Consider the following 17668-nt stretch of genomic DNA (forward strand, 5'->3'; position numbering starts at 1 on the left):
TCTCCTAAGCAACCATTTCCAGGTCCCGGGCATAGGGGAACGGTCTGCGTTAACGCAAACCGTCCCTGTAGCAGCCTGTTACAGCTGCCTCACCCTCTATCTTATTGTCCGACAAAAGCAGGCATCGACTGGGACGAGAAGTTAATCGTCTGCAGCATTCTCAGCAGCGCCGTTACCGTGTCAAGCGAGGTCATACAAACGACGCCGTTCTCTACCGCTTCACGGCGGATGCGGAATCCGTCACGCTCAGGTGTTTTGCCCTTAGTCAATGTATTGAAGACGAAGTTCGCTTGACCGCCGCGGATCAGATCCAGAATGGTCGGCTCCCCCTCATCCAGCTTGTTCACGTTCATCACGTTCAGCCCGGCCTGCTCCAGCGCCGCTGCTGTACCGCCGGTGGCGATGATTTTGTAGCCCATGGCATGGAAGCCCTTCATCAGCTCAACCGCTTCAGCCTTGTCTTTGTCGGCTACAGTTACAATGATTGCCCCGGTAGCCGGGATCTTCATCCCTGCGCCGATCAGGCCCTTGTAGAGCGCCTTGGCATACAGCTTATCGCGGCCCATGACCTCACCGGTGGATTTCATCTCCGGTCCGAGTGTAGGCTCAACTCTGCGCAGCTTGGCAAAAGAGAACACCGGCACTTTGACTGACACATAGTCGCTCTCCGGCCAGAGGCCTTCCGTGTACCCGTCTTCCTTCAGCTTGCCGCCGAGAATGATCTTGGTCGCCAGGTTCGCCATCGGAATACCGGTCACCTTGCTCAGGAACGGAACCGTACGCGAGGAGCGCGGGTTAACCTCGATCACATACACTTCGTCCTGATAGATAACAAACTGGATGTTCACCAGCCCGATGGTCTTGAGCTCTTTGGCAATCTTTATCGTGATCTCGGCAATCTTCTGCTTGAGGCCTTCATCCAGATATTGCGGCGGGTAGACAGCGATGGAGTCGCCGGAGTGAACCCCTGCGCGTTCCACATGCTCCATGATCCCCGGAATAACTACGGTCTCGCCGTCGCAGATGGCGTCAACCTCAACCTCTTTGCCCAGCATATAGCGGTCGATCAGCACCGGATGCTCCGGATTGACTTTTACCGCTTCAACCATATAGCTCAGCAGCTCTGTGTCGTTGTAGACAATCTCCATGGCGCGTCCGCCCAGGACATACGATGGACGAACCAGCACCGGATAACCGAGTGATTGCGCGGTTTCGACAGCCTCATCAATGTTGATTACAGTCTTGCCCTTCGGTTGTGCGATATCCAGACGGGCCAGCAGCGCTTCGAACTTCTTGCGGTTCTCGGCTTCGTCGATACTCGCAAGGCTGGTACCCAGAATGTTCACACCCGCAGCAGCAAGCGGTGCAGCCAGGTTAATCGCGGTCTGTCCGCCGAACTGCACGATAACTCCGATCGGATTCTCTTGGGCAATGACGTTCATGACATCCTCGAAGAACAGCGGTTCAAAGTACAGACGGTCAGAGGTATTGAAATCCGTAGATACGGTCTCTGGATTGTTATTGATTATGACGGCTTCATAGCCAGCCTTCTGGATAGCCCATACCGCATGCACAGTGGAGTAGTCGAACTCAATCCCCTGGCCGATACGGATCGGACCGGAGCCGAGTACAATCACCTTCTGCTTATCGGAATGAATGACCTCATTCTCTGTCTCATAGGTAGAGTAATAGTATGGCGTAGTGGCCTCAAATTCAGCGGCGCAGGTATCGACCATTTTGAATACCGGAACCAGACCCTGCTGCAGACGCAGCACACGTACCTCCGACTCCTTGGTGAATGCCCCGCCCGGACGGCCTTCGGCACGAATCTCGGCAATCGCCCGGTCTGTGAAGCCCTTGCGCTTGGCCTGATACAGTATGTCAGCAGACAGTGTCTCTTCGGCACGGATCTCATCCTCGAAGCTCACAAGCCCTTCGATCTTGGAGAGGAACCACCAGTCCACATTTGTAATATCCTGAATCTCCTGCAGCTCATACCCGCGGCGGAAGGCTTCGGCGATCAGGAACAGGCGCTCATCATCCGGCTTGGCAAGTCTATAGCGCAGCACACTCTCTTCAAGCAGCTCCGCTCCCGGCAGACGGAAACGGTGGACACCGATCTCCAGCGACCGGATGGCCTTGTGAATCGACTCTTCAAAGGTACGGCCGATCGCCATGACCTCACCGGTCGCCTTCATCTGGGTACCCAGCTTGCGGTTCGCCGAGGTGAACTTGTCGAACGGCCAGCGCGGGATTTTGCTGACAATATAGTCCAGTGTAGGCTCGAAGCAGGCGTAAGTCTGCCCGGTCACCGGATTGACGATTTCATCCAGCGTATAGCCGAGGGCAATCTTGGCTGCCATCTTGGCAATCGGATAACCAGTCGCCTTCGAGGCCAGCGCCGAGGAGCGGCTTACACGCGGGTTCACTTCAATGACGTAATACTGGTAGCTCTGCGGGTCCAGTGCGAACTGAACGTTACAGCCGCCTTCAATACTCAGCGCGCGGATAATCTTCAGGGAAGCGCTGCGCAGCATCTGATATTCACGGTCGGACAGCGTCTGGCTCGGTGCCACAACGATACTGTCGCCCGTATGTACGCCCACCGGATCAAAGTTCTCCATGTTGCAGACTACGATACAGTTGTCGTTCGCATCACGCATAACCTCATATTCAACTTCCTTCATCCCGGCGATGCTCTTCTCGACCAGACATTGGCCGATCGGGCTGTAACGGATACCCGCCTTAACGGTCTCACGCAGCTCTTCTTCGTTGTCGCAGATCCCGCCTCCGGTTCCGCCCAGCGTGTAGGCAGGACGAACGATCAGCGGATAGCCGATTCCTGCGGCGAAGCCCAGAGCTTCTTCCACACTGGTAATAATCGCACTTTCCGGCACTGGCTGATCCAGCTCGCGCATCAGCTCGCGGAACAGATCGCGGTCCTCCGCTTTCTCGATGGATTCGAGCTGTGTACCCAGCAGCTTCACTTTCTCTTGCTCCAGGACTCCGGCACGGGCCAGTTCTACAGCCATGTTCAGGCCGGTCTGTCCGCCGAGTGTCGGCAGCAGCCCGTCCGGGCGCTCCTGACGGATAATGCCAGTCACGAATTCCAGCGTGATCGGCTCGATGTATACTTTGTCCGCCATATTGGTATCGGTCATAATCGTCGCCGGGTTGCTGTTGATCAGCACGACCTCGACGCCCTCTTCTTTAAGGGCCTGGCAGGCCTGAGTGCCTGCATAGTCGAATTCGGCAGCTTGACCAATAACGATCGGGCCGGAGCCGATAACCAGAATTTTTTTGAGTTTGTTGTTCTTAGGCATGTTATAAAGCTCCTTTCACGGCTTCAAGCTGGGGTGCGGATGATTTCGGTGCCGTGATTCTGGCATTCGCTGCAAGCTGCGCCTGACGCGATCCGGCCGGCCGCTGTGCCTTGTGGTCTGCGATCAGCTGCAGGAAGCGGTCGAACAGATAACTGCTGTCATGCGGCCCCGGCGCCGCTTCCGGATGGTACTGCACCGAGAAAGCGGGGTAGCGGGTATGCTTCAGTCCTTCAACGGTCTTGTCATTGTTATTGATATGGGTAACTTCCAGGTCAGTGCTGGCAATGGATTCCTCATTCACGGTGTACCCATGATTCTGGGAGGTGATGAAGCAGCGTCCGCTCTCCAGCTCCTTCACCGGATGGTTCCCGCCGCGATGGCCGAACTTAAGCTTCTCAGTATCGGCGCCACAGGCCAGGGCGAACAGCTGATGCCCCAGGCAGATGCCGAAGATCGGGTATTCGCCGAGCAGCTCGGAGATCGTCTGTACCGCATAAGGCACATCCTTCGGGTCTCCAGGGCCATTCGAGAGCTGAATCCCGTCAGGGTTCAGGCGGCGGATCTCGTCTGCGGTGACATCATGAGGGACAACCACCACATCACAGCCGCGGTTGTTCAGCTCGCGCAGAATACCGGTCTTCGCGCCGTAATCGACCAGCACGATGCGCTCTTTGGTGCCCGGGCTGCTGTAGGCTGCTGTAGTTGAGGTACGTGCAACCTGATTGCGCAGCTCTTCAATGGTAGTGTCACCCATCATCTCCATCAATTCTTCCACACGCTTGTTCGAAGTGGTGAGAATTGCCTTCATGGTGCCATAGTGGCGGATAATGCGGGTAAGCATACGGGTATCAATCTCGCTGATGCCGGGAATGTCATATTCCTTCAGCAGATCGTCTACACTGTATTCAGCACGCCAGTTGCTGGGTACGGATTCGTGACGCCGCACGACAAAGCCGTGTACAAAAGGGCGAACGGACTCGAAGTCATCACGGGTAATGCCGTAATTCCCGATCAGCGGATACGTCATGGTGACGATCTGCCCACAGTACGAAGGGTCCGATAGTACCTCCTGATAGCCTGTAATTCCTGTGTTAAAAACAACCTCGCCCGTCTTCTCGCCTTCCGCGCCAAATGCGGTGCCTGTAAACAGTGTTCCGTCCTGAAGCAGCAATCTCGCCTGCATGCCTTCCACTCCTTCTTGTTTCTGTAGTCTGATTCTTATGTCACAGCCATGCAGCCGGGCTGCATGGGCTACTGCTTACTTCTGTTAAGCCTCACTCCATACGGCTCTGCCGTCTACCCAGGTCTTCACCGGCCAGCCCTTAAGCTTCCATCCGGTAAAAGGTGTATTACGACCCTTGCTTGCAAACGTAGCAGGATCTACTGCTCTCTCTTCATTCAAGTCAATCAGGGTCAGATCGGCAGGCGCCCCTACTGTAAGGCTGCCTGTATTCAGTCTGAACACCCGGGCCGGATCAGCGGTCATCCGCTTCACCAGCAGGGACAGATCCCATTTGCCTGTGGCCACAAAAGCGGTATACAGCAGCGGGAAGGCCGTCTCAAAGCCGACGATGCCAAACGGGGCAAGCTGCATTCCCTTGGCTTTCTCTTCCTCGCTGTGCGGGGCATGGTCGGTCACGATGATATCCAGCGTGCCGTCCAGCAGCCCTTCGATGCAGGCTTCGACGTCGCGGCGCGAGCGCAGCGGCGGGTTCATTTTCCAATTGGCGTCCATGCCCGGAATATCTTCCTCCGAGAGCAGCAGATGATGCGGGCACACCTCGGCGGTCACCTTAATGCCGATTTGCTTCGCCTGGCGGATCAGCCGGACCGATTGCTCGGTGCTGACATGGCACACATGATAGTGGACGCCCGTTGCTTCAGACAGCAGAATGTCACGGCCTACATGAATGGCTTCCGATTCGTTCGGAATTCCCTTCAGGCCATGCTTGTCGGCAAAAGTGCCTTCGGCTACAGGCGCTCCTTCCACCAGCGAGTTATCCTCACAGTGGGCAATGACCGGCATATCCAGTCCCTTGGCCAGCTTCATCGCATCCTTCATCATCTGCGCGCTCTGTACGCCTACGCCATCATCGGTGAAGCCGATCGCTCCTGCTTCCTTGAGTGCCGCAAAATCCGTCAGCTCGCGTCCCAGCTCATTCTTGGTAATGGCCGCATAAGGCAGCACCTTAACTAGTCCCGCTTCGCGCGCCTTATCCTTCACGAGCTGTACGATCTCTGCACTGTCTGTTACCGGGCGTGTATTCGGCATGCAGGCAATCGTTGTGAATCCGCCTTTGGCTGCCGAACGTGCGCCGGTCTCAATCGTTTCCTTATGCTCGAACCCCGGTTCGCGCAGATGTACGTGCATATCAATCAGTCCCGGAATCAGCAGCTTGCCTTCCGCTTCAACGGTCTCCCCGGCTTCCTCTACCGCCTCGGCGGCATCCTGAATCTTCGAGATAATACCGTCCTGCACAACAATATGCTTGCGCTCCAGCACGCCTTCTTCGTTCAGTACACTGGCATTTTTGATGATCACGGTTAGGATTCTCCTTTGTGCCTTCCGGCCGCAGCCGTAAGCTCTGTAGTTATTATATAATAAAAATTCATCTTTGTGTATATTTATTAATGCCCTTATGTGAGGTTTTTTTCTGCTATTGCAGCGCCCGCTCCATGACAGCCATCCGTACCGGGACTCCGTTCGCCATCTGCGGGAAAATCCGGGACTGGCTGCTCTCCACCACCGCATCGTCGATCTCCACATTGCGGTTCACCGGCGCCGGGTGCATGATAATCGTTGCCGGGTCCAGCCTGGACGCCCGTTCCTCAGTCAGCCCGAAGTGCTCCCGGTACTGCTCAGCCGATAAAATAATACCCGAAGCATGCCGCTCCAGCTGCACTCTCAGCATCATGACCACATCCGCCTTCAGCGCTTCTTCCATGGACACGTATGGAGCGTAGGCCGCAAGCTCAGGAGCCTGCATATTCGCCGGTGCGCAGAACTGCACGCTTGCCCCCATTTTGGTGAGTGCCCAGAGGTTGGACCGTGCTACCCGGCTGTGCATAATATCCCCGATAATCGACACCTTCAGGCCCTTCAATCCGCCAAAATGCTTGCGCATCGTGTACAGGTCCAGCAGCGCCTGCGTCGGATGCTCGTTGTTGCCGTCCCCGGCATTGATCAGCGGAACGCCAACCTTCTCGGCAAGCTGCTGCAGCACACCGGCAGGCTTCAGCCGGACCACTCCGGCATCGATACCCATTGACTCCAGTGTGCGCACGGTGTCGTAGATCGACTCGCCCTTCTCCACACTGGAGGCCGCAGCCGTGAAGTTCAGCACTTGCACACCCAGGCGTTTCTCGGCCATCTCGAAGGAAAAGCGGGTTCTTGTACTATTCTCGAAGAACATATTGGCAACAAAATGTGCTCTCAGCACCGGCGTGAGCTTCTCGCTCTGATGATCCCAGTAGGCTGTTCTGTCTAGCAGCTGGGTAATCTCCGACCCCGCCAGCTCCTTCATCCCCAGCAGACTGCGTTCCTTCACTTTGGTTGCCGTCATCATTGTTATCGTTCCTCCCGGTTTGAAATAATGTACACTTCGTCCTTGCCGTCATATTCGCTCAGGGACACTTCAATCTGCTCATGCCTGGAGGTAGGTACGTTCTTGCCGATATAGTCGGGGCGGATCGGCAGCTCCCGGTGGCCGCGGTCCGCCAGTACAGCCAGCTGGATCATCCGGGGCCGTCCGCAATCCATCAGCGCATCCATTGCCGCGCGGATCGTTCTTCCGGTGTACAATACATCGTCGAACAGGATCACTTTCTTGTCCCGGGTGCCGCTGGTGCCCGGAGGCAGGATCAGGTTGCTGTTGACAACTGCCTTGTCCATCGCTTCCCGGTTGTCCCCGCCGCCTTCGCGGTCATCGCGGTAATGGGTAATGTCCAGCTCCCCGTAAGGGATGTCCACGCCCTCAATTTCCTTAATGCGCTCCGCAATCCGCTGAGCCAGATAGATCCCCCGGGTGCGGATGCCGACCAGCAGGCAATTCTCGATACCCTTGTTTTTCTCCAAAATCTCATGTGCAATGCGTGACAGTGCCCGGCGAATCGCCGTTTCGTCCATAATGACATTTTTTTCAGTAACCATCCTCTTTGCCATCCCCCTGCTTGATCGCCTGTTCAAGTTCCCCGGATAACAAAAAAACTCCTTGCCCAAAGCAGGCAAGGAGTGAAATCCGCAGATTCAAAAAGATGGCGTGTCCGCGCGCATAAAAAGACCCTCCGTACTCATACGGATTCCTTCTCGACGACCGCGAACCTCGATTCACGTTACCTTGCCAGCCTCACGGGACTGAATTAAAGGCGCTATTCAACTATAGGGAATTATGACAGATGGATGGGGGGATGTCAAATTTTCTGGGAGGGAAGTTGAAGGAAGGGCGGTTTAGGTGCGGGGCGGCTGGGTTTAGGTGAAGGGCGCGGCTGCGGTGATTTTGGACTTTCGGTCGCAGTTGTCTCCAGATTGATTTGAATAAACCGCTTAGCGGATTAAATCCGGAGACAAAGGCGAACGCTGCCGCTCCTACAGTTCCAAAATCCCCTCCGCCGCTTCCACCTAAACGGTGAAAGAGATAAGGACTTGCCATCCTCCCTTGGGGAGGGGGCAGGCAGGAGGGCACTATGGCGCTGCGCTGATAGTGCGGACTACACAACTGCGGAATTCAGGAGTTTCACTAATGGCACAAGACACCGTATCAGCGGCAATATGCCAGCTCATTTAAAAAAAGTGACCGCCACAATCAAACTCATTAACAACACAGGGATACCGTAGACAATCATGTATCCTATATATTTCACGGGTCTGGGAAGGCTGGTTAGATCAATTCGCCGAAAAGGCCCCCCGCCTTCGATCAGCTGCTGAGGCAACAATTGTTCATCAATATAACCGATACTGCTTTCAGCAATATCAGCTTTCTTATGGGTTTCAGTATGTGCGGGTGTAGTGTTCATCTTCTCTCTCCTAATGGAATTATAATGTCGTACAAGATCCAACAGCACAAGAGTCTGATTATTTGTTCTCATATTATACATTTTTTTACATGGTCGATCCACCCTAATTTCGTTCCAGCCCCTGCTCTGTTATGATAAAACTGGAATGGAACTGGAGGCGAATGAAATCATGAACATGGAGTTTATTACTATAGAAGAATGGGATGAAGCGTGGTGGGGGCGGATGGAGCAGATCTACCGGGAGGCTTTTCCCAGCGGGGCTAAAACGGAAGCGATTCTGCGCAGTATGCTGAACCGGGGGATTGGTTACTTACATGCGGGGGTGCATCAGGGGGTAGTTGTCGCGATGGCTGTTACGGGTGTTGTGGGACAAGCTGCGGACAAGATCCTGATTATCGATTACCTCGCAGTAGATAAGGCATTGCGCGGAGAGGGAACGGGGACCTGGATGCTGGAGCAGATCAAAGCTTGGGCTGTGCAGGAATACGGCATCCGGGGAATCATCATTGAGGCGGAATCCGGGGCTACGGAGTCGCACAAGGAACGTATTCATTTCTGGAAGCGGAACGGGTTCGTCCTGACCTCCTATGTGCATCAATATCGAATGGTACCGGAGCCATATCAGGCGATGCTGCTGCCGCTGGATGAGAGCGCGAATGTGCCGGATGACGGCGAAGGATTGTTCCGTTATATCAATGCTTTTCATAAGGTAGCTTACCGGAAAGGATAAGCGGCACTGCTTCCCTACATGTTGCACATTATGCAGGAATTCTTCCGCTTAACGAAGCTGCTGGGCCAATTGTTGCAGTTTTTGCAGGATTCATGCCAAAGATTTATCATTACCGAATGTATTGTTGCAAAAAGTGCAGGATTTGCGTGTCCGGGCTTGGTTTGAGCGGTGCGAGGTTGCAATTTGTGCAACAAATTGGGGCGGGTGGCCGGTTCAGGCCGGGCGATCACTATAGTAAATAGACGGCGACCAAGTGGAAACGGCATTGCCGTCCTTTTAAAGGACGGTACCGTTTCAGCGAGAAATAAAAACCGCCGCAGATTGCTCTGCAGCGGCTCCCATTCAAACCAAAACTTAAAATTCAAATTCAACGTCGCTAAGACGTCTTTGGATTTCGGAGATGACACGCTTCTCCTCTTCCTCGCCCTTGGCCACGAAGGTCACGGAGAAACGCACGAACGCGCCGGCATCATCCCAAGGCACGGTGGAGATGAGCTTCTCGCGGATCAGGAACTGCGAGAAATCCTCGCCGGATTCGAAGCGGCGTCCGCCCTTGACGCCCTTAGGTGCGGCTACATACAGGAAGAAGGAGCCCTTCGGCTTCTCGGCCTTGAAGCCCAGGCTGTTCAGCGCATCCACCAGCATGTTGTGGCGGCGGGAGTATTTGGCGGCAATCGCTTCGGTAATCTCAGGATGAGAGAGGCCGTAAGCGGCAGCTTTTTGAATGGCGATGAACTGGCCGGAATCATTGTTGTCCTTCACATCACTGAACGCCTTCACGATCAGCGGATTGCCGGCCACGAAGCCGATTCTCCAGCCGGTCATGTTATAGGACTTGGACAAGGAGTGCAGCTCAACGCCAACATCCTTCGCACCAGGCACGGACAGGAAGCTCAGCGGCTTCACGCCGTCATACGTCAATGCAGCATAAGGTGCGTCATGGATGACGACTACATCATATTTTTTGGCCCAGGCCACTACTTCGCTGAAGAATTCAGGGGTGGCGCTTGCGCCGGTAGGGTTGTTCGGATAGTTGAGGTAGAGCAGCTTCGCCTTACGGGCAACCTCTTCAGGAATGGAGCTCAGATCAGGCAGGAAGTTGTTCTCCTTCTTCAGCTCCACAGAGTAGACTTGTCCTCCCAGATACTTGGTATGAGTACCCAGTACCGGATAGCCCGGAATGGTCATGATCGTGATATCGCCCGGATTAATGAATACGGATGGCAGCATAGCCAGCGCAGGCTTGGAACCGATGGAATGCACGATTTCCGTTACAGGGTCAATTCCGTCTACCTGAAAAACTTCCTTAAGATACACAGCCGCAGCCGCTTTGAATTCAGGAATACCGTTATCGGAGTAGCCGCGGTTCTCTTCCTTGGCCGCTTCCAGCGCAAGTCTTGCCACGATGCCTTCATCTGCCATTTCGTCCGGCTCGCCGACGCCCATGTCGATCAGTTCAATGTCCGGAAAATCCTGCTTCGCCGAAGCTTTGGCGCGTTTGATTTTCTCAAATTTGTAGATGGAGGTGTCCTTGCCGTATCCTTCGCCGCCGATGCGGTCTGCGAAATTCGTCTGAATGAATGTAGCCTGATATTGTTCAATGCTCATAATCTTCTATTCATCTCCTGGGCCTAAATTGTGAAGCTATGCTCTTAATATGACGCAAATCCGGCCTGTGTACCATGGATTTATAATCTATTGATTTGTACTTATCTGCTGCGCAGTGTAAATAGAAGCTCTTCCATATCCGCCGGGATCGGCGCGCTGAACTCCTTGTACTCGCCTGTAGTAGGATGCACGAATCCAAGTACCGCTGCATGAAGGGCTTGTCCATTCATGGTAGTTCCCTTGCTGCGCCCGTAGACCGGATCACCCACCAGCGGATGGCCGATGAATTTCATGTGAACACGGATCTGGTGCGTCCGCCCCGTCTCAAGCTGAAGCTCCAGCAGTGTGCAGTCACCGAAGCGCTCCAGCACGGTAAAATGCGTCACGGAGCGCTTGCTGTTCTTCTCAGTTACGGTATACAGCTTACGGTCATGCGGATCACGGCCGATTGGCGCATCTACGGTTCCCTTGTCATGGGACAGATTGCCGTGTACCACTGCGATATAGCGGCGGGTCACGCTGTGCTCCTTAAGCTGGGCGGACAACGAAGCATGACTGGCGTCATTCTTAGCCGCCATAATCAGACCGGAGGTATCCTTGTCGATCCGGTGGACAATGCCTGGACGAATCTCGCCGTTAATGCCGGACAGATCCTTGCAATGATACATCAGCGCATTGACCAGGGTGCCGGAGGGATGTCCCACTGCCGGATGCACGACCATGCCGCGCGGCTTGTTCACCACAATCACATCGCTGTCCTCGTAGGCCACTTCCAGCGGAATATCCTGTGCGATCAGATCCGTAACCTCGGGTTCCGGCACCGTAACAGTTACCTTATCGCCTTCATTCAGCTTGTAGTTCGCTTTGACCGGCGAGCCGTTCACCACTACATGTCCGCTGCCGATCCATAGCTGAACCTGGGAGCGCGAGATCTCGTCTTCCAAGGCCTCTGTAACGTATTTATCAATCCGCTCCCGCGCATTGCCCTCGGCAACGATCCATTCGGTGACGTCTCTGTCTTCCTCGAGGGCGCCTGAATCCGCCAGCTCTTTGACGTCTTTGTTCAAATCATTCATTCCCTTCTTTGACTTCCTGTGATTCCTTCACCTCGGTGACTTCCTGTTCGCCCTTCACTTCCAGCAGCGTGTCCAGAATAATCAGACCCACCCCGACCACGATACAGGAATCGGCCACGTTGAAGATCGGGAACGTATAGCTTCCGAAATTGAACATGAGGAAATCCACAACCTCACCGTTAAGAATCCGGTCCAGGAAGTTGCCGATCGCTCCGCCAAGGACAAGCGCCAGCGCGGTAGGCAGCAGCTTGCGGGTCTTGCGGGCCTTGTTCAGGTACCAGACGATTCCGCATACAACGATTACTGTAATCACAATGAAGAACCATTGCTGCCCCTCCAGAATTCCAAAGGCGGCTCCACGATTGCGGTGCGACGTAATAATGAAGAAATCCTTGATTACCGGAATTTGCTCTGCGAGCTCCAGCCGGGTGGCAATCAGATATTTGGTACCCTGGTCAATCAGAAATACAATTAGCGCAATCAGAAAGTACACCACAGAAGTTGTCACTCCGTTCTTATTTTTCCCGCGGCTACGCGGTACGAATACTGTATAAAGACTTGTATATTGTAGCACAGGCCTCAAGAACCCGTCTATTGCATGACCAGGCAAACCGGTTAAGTAAGGGCACTATTTGCCAGCGCTAAAAAAGGGCCCCGGAGGCCAAGCTATCCAGAGAAAGAAACGGCCTCGCCGGTATCCTGCCGGGGTATTCTTCCCTTCCTTCATCCCTGGCACCGGCGCTAGGCCCATTTCAGCGATTAGCTACCGAAAGGAGCTCACAGCAATGAGCCATCTGACACCACAGCAGCTCTCCGGGCTGCGTACTGCTCTTCTGCAGCAGCAGGAGGATATCAAGCACAGGCTAAGCAATAGCGGACAATACGGACTGCAGGAGGCTATGCGTGACAACACGGGTGAGCTGTCGGAAATCGATAACCATCCCGGCGATGCTGCCACAGAGCTGTATAACCGTTCCATGGATATCTCCCTGCTGGAGCGGGATGAGCATGAGCTGGATGATATTGAATCAGCCCTGCGGGCGATGGACGAAGGAACCTACGGCATCTGCATCGCCAGCGGCGAACCTATTCCCTATGAGCGACTGGCCGCCCTTCCCTCCACCCGCTACACGAAAGAGCATGCTCCCCGTCAGAGTGCTCCGTTCACCCGGCCGGCCGAGGAGGAGCTGCTGTCTCCGCCGTTTGGCCGCACCAGTCTGGATGAGCGGGACGACCAGAACGGGTTCGATGGCGAGGATGCCTGGCAGATCGTGGAGAGCTGGGGCAACTCGGATTCGCCGGCTATGGCAGAAGGGAACAACATCGGCTCCTACAATGATATGGAGATCGAAGCAGACGAAACCGAGGGCTTCGTGGAGCCCTGGGAGAATTTCGTGGCCACCGACATTTCAGGCAATCATCTGATGATTATCAAGGGCAACAGCTACCGTCATTACATGGACGACGAGGAAGGCGACTACCTGCTGGACCCGACTCGAAAAGAACGGAAGTAGCACAGCTGGCACAGCAAGTGAGCACAAACCATGGCCCAGCTAATGCTTGGCAATGGTTAGGAACGATCCGATGAGAGAGCTGGAGAGGCTTAATTGCACTTTGTACAACTAAAACATCTGATTCATAGGCTATATCTCGTTTAGTTGCATTCCGTACATTTAAAAAGCCTTCTTCGCTAAGTTCGGTCCTCTTTAGGCAAATTTAGTTGTACAGAATACAGTTATCCATCTAAAGCAGGCTATTTCGCTGCATTTAGGTGTACATTCTACAACTATCCCTGTGCTTGTCTTAGAACCCTGTTCCATTTCTGTCTAACTAGTACTGCCCCACAATGTGGGGTTATTTCAGGTTCAGCGCCGCTCAGAACGTCTTCAGCTCCAGTTGATGCTGGACAATCCGTACAATATCCGCGATATAATCGCCGATGATCGGCAGATTGAGCGCACCAAGCACCTGAAGCACATAAATAATCGTCGCTGCAAAAAAAGTGAATCCGAGCGCAATCCCCAGCCCCCTGGCCACGCCGGAGAGAATGTTCAGCCAGATTAGCCGGAACGGGGAATACAGCAGCTCGGTATATTCCGAGATTCGTGACTTCTCCATCTGCTGGGCCAGACTCGTGGTCATCCGGTACAGGGCGTTCAGCTTCTCTTCCGGGGGAAGGTCGGCCGGATCAACGGTTGCTGTGACAGATACTGTAGGCTTAGAACGGGGAGAAGCGGCTGGCTGACTTGTCCCAGGATATTCTGCGCCCGGTTCTGTCTTGCCCGAAGGGCCTGCTCCAGAATGCGGGGGCTGCTTCTCATGCGGCGAGTCCTCCCTGTTATTCCCTCTGTCCGTGGTTCTGATCGAAATTCTGCCCGGCCCTTCCGGCTGCTTCGGCTGCTCCGCAGGACTCTTCCCGCCTTTCCATCCGCCCATGCCCCTGCACCTCCTGGTTGTCTATAAGCCGCAAAACAAACGAGCCCGGTCAAAGAGAATTCTCTCTTCAAGCACAGGGCTCGTCATTTGCATTCTAACCCGTGGAAACTTTTCCTTTGCGGCTAGTATATGCCATACAGGGACAAGTAATGCAGGAAATGCGCGGCCGCTCTGGAGTTAAGCGCCGATATGAATACCGATGCTCTTGCCGCCGGCATCCACGGTCTCATAGGTATACTCTCCGTCAAAATCAACCGTAGTCACCAGTACATTCTCACGCAGCACATGCTCGAATGCAGTCACCGCTGCCTTCAGCTCGTCATCGACATGCAGCGTCAGGGCAATCCGCTTGTCGATCGGCAGATCTAGACGTTTGCGGTAATCCTGCACCGCACGTACGACTTCGCGTACCCAGCCTTCCTGTACCAGCTCCGGCGTGATTTCCGTGTTCAAGGCCACTGTCAGTCCATAGCTGGAAGCGGAGGCAAAGCCTGGTTTGGCCTGCTTCTCCACCAGCAGCTCTTCGGACGTAATCTGCAGCTCTTCTCCGTCCGGTGACACAATGGCGATAACGCCTTCTTGCACTGCTTTGCGGGTAGCATCACTATCCATCGCTTTGAGGAAGCCTTGCAGGAAGCCGACGCTCTTGCCGTATTTCTTGCCTGCCACCTTCAGGTTCAGCTTCAGGGTGAAGTCTACGAAGCCGCTGTCGCTGTGCTCGATGACGATATGCTTGACATTGATCTCTTCTTTGATCAGCTCTTCATAATCCGCCACGTTGAAGTTGTCAGGCGTGGATGCAATCAGCTCGGACAACGGCTGGCGGTTCTTGATGCCGCTCTCGTTGCGGACGTTACGGGCCAGCTCGACGATGCCGCGGGCGTACTCCATATCTTTTTCCAGGGCAAGGTCGATCAGGTTCTCATCCGCTGCGGGATAGTCTGCCAGATGCACGCTCTCCCCGCCGCCCAGATTCGTGAAGATATCCTCGGACAGCATCGGGGTGAATGGAGCCATCAGCTTGGCTGTGGTCAGCAGGACATGCGTAAGGGTGCGGTAAGCATCCAGCTTCTCTTCGCCCAGCCCGCTGCCCCAGAACCGGTCACGGGAACGGCGGATGTACCAGTTGCTCAGCTCATCCACGAAATTCTCAATCGCCTTGGAGGTGTTCACGAAATCATTCACGGCCAGCCCTTTATCCACCAGCACGATCAGGCTGTTCAGGCGGGACAGAATCCAGCGGTCGAGCTTATGCCCAGACACCTTGAACGGGTGATCCGCAGGATCATAGCCGTCGATTCCGGCGTACAGCGTAAGGAAAGCATGCGTGTTCACCAGAGTGTCCACTACCTTGGACTTCGTCTCCCCGACCAGACCGCGCGAGAACCGCTTGTTGTTCCACGGCGCACTGTCAGACAGAATGGCCCAGCGGAAGGCATCCGTGCCGTATTCGTTCATGATTTCCCATGGGTCGATGACATTGCCTTTGGATTTGGACATTTTCTGGCCGTTCTCATCGAAAATATGGCCGTGGGCGATAACCGCCTTATACGGAGCCTTGCCTGTGAACAAGGTCGATACCGCCAGCAGGCTGTAGAACCAGCCGCGCGTCTGGTCGATCCCTTCGCAGATCATATCTGCCGGATACTGGTCCTCGAACCGGTCTTGATTCTCGAACGGGTAATGACTCTGGGCGAACGGCATCGAGCCGCTGTCGAACCAGACGTCGATCACTTCCGGAGTGCGGACCATGACGCCGCCTTCGCTGAACGGGCTGCGCAGCTGGATATTATCCACGTACGGCTTGTGCAGCTCGATATCCTCAGCGACCTCGCCGATGGCCATCGCTCTCAGCTCGGCAATGCTGTGCGGTGCGAATTCCTTGCCGGTATCCTGGCAGACCCATACGTTAAGCGGTGTACCCCAGTAGCGGTTACGGCTGATATTCCAGTCCACCAGCTCCTCCAGGAACTTGCCGAAGCGGCCTTCGCGCACATGGTCCGGGTACCAGTCCACACTGTTATTGTTGGCAATCAGCTGATCCTTGATTGCTGTCGTCTGGATGAACCAGCTGTCTGTTGCGTAATAGAGCAGCGGGGTGTCGCAGCGCCAGCAGAACGGATAGCTGTGCTCGTATTTCTCTTTGTGGTAGAGCAGTCCACGTTCAGACAGCACCTTCACGATATCAAGGTCACAGTCCTTCACGAACCGTCCGGCAAAATCACTCACTACATCCGTGTATTTCCCGGAAGCATCCACTACATTCACGAAGCTGATCCCATTCTCGCGGCAGCTCTTATAGTCGTCTTCCCCGTGAGCCGGAGCCATATGTACGATCCCGGTACCGCTGGAGTCCGTTACAAAAGAGGCTCCGACAATCACATTATGCTTCTCTGCCTTGATATAACCGAACGGCGGTGTGTAGCTCTGGCCGATAAAGTCAGCGCCTGTGTGTGTCGACAGGATAGTGTACTCGCCCTTCAACACATCGTCCACCAGATTCTTAGCCAGTACATACACGCCGTCTTCCTGCTGCGCACGCACATATTCCATAACCGGATTCATCGCCAGCGCCATGTGCGCCGGAAGCGTCCAAGGCGTAGTCGTCCAGGCCAGCACATAGTCGCCGCTGCCGTCCAGCTTGAACTTGGCGGTGGCACTCAGATCCTTAACTGTCTTATACCCCTGGGCTACTTCATGGGAGCTGAGGGTCGTCTGGCAGCTCGGGCAGTACGGGCTAACGCGGTGCCCCCGGTACATCAGGCCTTTCTCATGAACCGTAGCCAGGATGTTCCATACGCTCTCGATATACGTATTGTCCAGCGTTACATACGGATGATCCAGATCCGTCCAGTAGCCGATCGCTTCCGTGAACTCGCGCCACTGCTTCTCATAGCCGAATACACTTTCCTTACATTCCTTGATGAACTTCTCCACACCGTATTCTTCGATATCCTGCTTGCCTGAGATACCGAGCTTCTTCTGCACCCCGAGCTCTACCGGCAGGCCGTGCGTGTCCCAGCCTGCTTTGCGGATGACGCGGAAGCCCTTCATGGTCTGATAGCGGCCGATGAAGTCCTTGATGACCCGGCCCAGCACGTGCCCGATATGCGGCACCCCGTTCGCGGTCGGCGGCCCTTCATAGAACACATAGTTCGGGCGTCCCTCGCGGTTCTCCATCGAGCGGCGGAAAGTGTCCTCCTCGCTCCACTTTTTCAAGATCCGGACATCTCTGGCCCGGGCTTTTTCTTTGACGTCTACCTTATGCATGATGGTCAATCCCTTCGTTTAGTCTTAAACTGTATCGGATATCATCCGAGCCTTCTTCTTTTAAAAAGATTTTAAAACTTTAAAGCTTTTCGATCCCTCCCAAACCCTCCCTTCGCCAAGGGAGGGCCCCAAGGGCGCTGCCCTCTGGACACCCGAAATAAGTGCATCGTGCGAGGAGCAGGGTCAGTGGACGGGAAGGATTACTTCGGCGG

The 17668-nt window shown here is 54.7% G+C and carries 13 protein-coding genes; 2 read left to right on the top strand and 11 right to left on the bottom strand.

Annotated features, from left to right (window positions below; translation table 11 throughout):
* Positions 1-101: 101 nt before the first annotated feature.
* The 6 genes from carB to MKX51_RS22505 all read right to left on the bottom strand — a co-directional run bounded on the left by carB (position 102) and on the right by MKX51_RS22505 (position 8336).
* Positions 102-3323 carry a carbamoyl-phosphate synthase large subunit gene (gene carB, locus MKX51_RS22480; protein WP_340993951.1) on the bottom strand — a complete coding sequence of 1074 codons (3222 nt, stop codon included), beginning with the start codon at positions 3321-3323 and terminating at the stop codon, positions 102-104.
* 1 nt (position 3324) lies between these two features.
* The gene (gene carA / locus MKX51_RS22485; RefSeq protein WP_340752336.1) at positions 3325-4506 is read right to left on the bottom strand and encodes a glutamine-hydrolyzing carbamoyl-phosphate synthase small subunit; all 1182 of its coding nucleotides are present in this window, start codon (positions 4504-4506) and stop codon (positions 3325-3327) included.
* Positions 4507-4590: 84 nt separating this feature from the next.
* Positions 4591-5865 carry a dihydroorotase gene (locus tag MKX51_RS22490; RefSeq protein WP_445322029.1) on the bottom strand — a complete coding sequence of 425 codons (1275 nt, stop codon included), beginning with the start codon at positions 5863-5865 and terminating at the stop codon, positions 4591-4593.
* Positions 5866-5980: 115 nt separating this feature from the next.
* On the bottom strand, positions 5981-6889 hold the full coding sequence (locus MKX51_RS22495) for an aspartate carbamoyltransferase catalytic subunit (protein ID WP_076076017.1): 909 nt from the start codon (positions 6887-6889) through the stop codon (positions 5981-5983).
* 2 nt (positions 6890-6891) lie between these two features.
* On the bottom strand, positions 6892-7473 hold the full coding sequence (gene pyrR / locus MKX51_RS22500; RefSeq protein WP_076076014.1) for a bifunctional pyr operon transcriptional regulator/uracil phosphoribosyltransferase PyrR: 582 nt from the start codon (positions 7471-7473) through the stop codon (positions 6892-6894).
* A gap of 626 nt (positions 7474-8099) precedes the next feature.
* On the bottom strand, positions 8100-8336 hold the full coding sequence (locus MKX51_RS22505; protein WP_340993952.1) for a hypothetical protein: 237 nt from the start codon (positions 8334-8336) through the stop codon (positions 8100-8102).
* Between the two features lie 169 nt (positions 8337-8505).
* Here MKX51_RS22505 and MKX51_RS22510 point away from each other — a divergent pair, with 169 nt between their 5' ends.
* Positions 8506-9066: a GNAT family N-acetyltransferase gene (locus MKX51_RS22510; protein ID WP_340993953.1), complete on the top strand. Its 561-nt coding sequence runs from the start codon at positions 8506-8508 to the stop codon at positions 9064-9066.
* A 354-nt stretch (positions 9067-9420) separates the two neighbouring features.
* Here the strand turns inward: MKX51_RS22510 and MKX51_RS22515 are convergent, their stop codons facing one another.
* The 3 genes from MKX51_RS22515 to lspA form a co-directional block, all read right to left on the bottom strand.
* Positions 9421-10674 carry an LL-diaminopimelate aminotransferase gene (locus tag MKX51_RS22515; RefSeq protein WP_340993954.1) on the bottom strand — a complete coding sequence of 418 codons (1254 nt, stop codon included), beginning with the start codon at positions 10672-10674 and terminating at the stop codon, positions 9421-9423.
* Positions 10675-10775: 101 nt separating this feature from the next.
* Complete coding sequence (locus tag MKX51_RS22520) at positions 10776-11750, bottom strand: RluA family pseudouridine synthase (RefSeq protein WP_340993955.1); 975 nt, start codon at positions 11748-11750, stop codon at positions 10776-10778.
* Positions 11743-12246: a signal peptidase II gene (gene lspA, locus MKX51_RS22525; RefSeq protein ID WP_076075971.1), complete on the bottom strand. Its 504-nt coding sequence runs from the start codon at positions 12244-12246 to the stop codon at positions 11743-11745. Before lspA ends, MKX51_RS22520 begins: the two co-directional genes overlap by 8 nt.
* A 289-nt stretch (positions 12247-12535) precedes the next feature.
* On the opposite strand from lspA, the gene MKX51_RS22530 reads away from it, so the two are divergent.
* A complete protein-coding gene (locus MKX51_RS22530; RefSeq protein WP_340938926.1) occupies positions 12536-13264 on the top strand; it encodes a TraR/DksA C4-type zinc finger protein in 729 nt (242 codons plus the stop codon).
* Between the two features lie 361 nt (positions 13265-13625).
* Here MKX51_RS22530 and MKX51_RS22535 read toward each other — a convergent pair whose 3' ends face one another.
* Complete coding sequence (locus MKX51_RS22535; RefSeq protein WP_340995684.1) at positions 13626-13910, bottom strand: DUF5665 domain-containing protein; 285 nt, start codon at positions 13908-13910, stop codon at positions 13626-13628.
* 453 nt (positions 13911-14363) lie between these two features.
* On the bottom strand, positions 14364-17456 hold the full coding sequence (gene ileS / locus MKX51_RS22540) for an isoleucine--tRNA ligase (protein ID WP_340993956.1): 3093 nt from the start codon (positions 17454-17456) through the stop codon (positions 14364-14366).
* Positions 17457-17668: the final 212 nt, after the last annotated feature.

This window comes from Paenibacillus sp. FSL M7-0420, from assembly GCF_038002345.1.
Taxonomy (GTDB): Bacteria; Bacillota; Bacilli; order Paenibacillales; family Paenibacillaceae; genus Paenibacillus_AQ.

Bases quoted from the DNA above. Each gene is read 5' to 3' on its own strand.
- carB (WP_340993951.1), bottom strand. From the start codon at position 3,323: ATGCCTAAGAACAACAAACTCAAAAAAATTCTGGTTATCGGCTCCGGC.
- MKX51_RS22520 (WP_340993955.1), bottom strand. From the start codon at position 11,750: ATGAATGATTTGAACAAAGACGTCAAAGAGCTGGCGGATTCAGGCGCC.
- MKX51_RS22505 (WP_340993952.1), bottom strand. From the start codon at position 8,336: ATGAACACTACACCCGCACATACTGAAACCCATAAGAAAGCTGATATT.
- pyrR (WP_076076014.1), bottom strand. From the start codon at position 7,473: ATGGTTACTGAAAAAAATGTCATTATGGACGAAACGGCGATTCGCCGG.
- ileS (WP_340993956.1), bottom strand. From the start codon at position 17,456: ATGCATAAGGTAGACGTCAAAGAAAAAGCCCGGGCCAGAGATGTCCGG.
- carA (WP_340752336.1), bottom strand. From the start codon at position 4,506: ATGCAGGCGAGATTGCTGCTTCAGGACGGAACACTGTTTACAGGCACC.
- MKX51_RS22515 (WP_340993954.1), bottom strand. From the start codon at position 10,674: ATGAGCATTGAACAATATCAGGCTACATTCATTCAGACGAATTTCGCA.
- MKX51_RS22530 (WP_340938926.1), top strand. From the start codon at position 12,536: ATGAGCCATCTGACACCACAGCAGCTCTCCGGGCTGCGTACTGCTCTT.
- MKX51_RS22510 (WP_340993953.1), top strand. From the start codon at position 8,506: ATGAACATGGAGTTTATTACTATAGAAGAATGGGATGAAGCGTGGTGG.
- MKX51_RS22495 (WP_076076017.1), bottom strand. From the start codon at position 6,889: ATGATGACGGCAACCAAAGTGAAGGAACGCAGTCTGCTGGGGATGAAG.